At 32.8% G+C, this 725-nt stretch carries 1 protein-coding gene and 1 pseudogene; both read right to left on the reverse strand.

Going from position 1 to position 725, the window contains the following annotated elements; translation table 11 throughout:
• Positions 1-218: helix-turn-helix domain-containing protein (locus tag DW103_RS17980; RefSeq protein ID WP_199653063.1), on the reverse strand; the 218-nt coding region annotated here is incomplete at its 3' end.
• Positions 219-295: 77 nt separating this feature from the next.
• Positions 296-725, reverse strand: a pseudogene (locus DW103_RS17985) (helix-turn-helix domain-containing protein); the annotation flags it as partial.

Here is a 725-nt window from a genome sequence, read left to right on the forward strand (position 1 = left end):
GAGCCTTGAATGGCTGAACGTTTGTCATTCTCTAAATCTGTACCAATAATCTGTCCGTAATCATCTACACCAATAAGTAAATATCCTCCGTCTGCATTGGCGAAAGCGCAAATTTCTTCTGTCAGCTCCCAAACTTTTGAAGGAATACGGACTTTGAACTCTACATTATAGCCTTCTCCGCTATCGATGAGTGATTGTATGGTTTCTGTATTTGTCATAGACATCTATAAATATAATGCAAAAATAGTCATTTCTATTGTTTCAATAACTCTAAAAACAAGGATATGTATATGGTTTACTTCAAATTATTCTTTCTGAAATTAGAGGGGCTGCATCCTCTATACTTTTTGAAAAACTTATTAAGATGGCTCTCATCGGTAAATCCCAATTCTTCAACGATTTCACAAATTCTCATTTGACTATGCAATAATCTGTTTTCTACTAACTTTAGTTTGTAGTTTAAAATGTATTGTTGCATAGTTTCATTAGTATGTTTTTTGATATATCGTCCTAAATAATTCTCCTAAATACCAAAATTTTGGCTTATATCTTTTGCTCTGATTTTACCTGTTTTATAGATGTTTGCTTGAATATACTGCAATATGTCAAGCGATTTGTCCTCAGAGCATTCATCCACCTGTTCAGGCAAGAACATTGCGATATTGCGTGCTACCACAATAATAATCGTATTAATTATTTGTGTTATAATCTCCTTGCTGTATAAA

The organism is Parabacteroides sp. AM08-6, assembly GCF_003473295.1.
Lineage (GTDB): Bacteria > Bacteroidota > Bacteroidia > Bacteroidales > Tannerellaceae > Parabacteroides.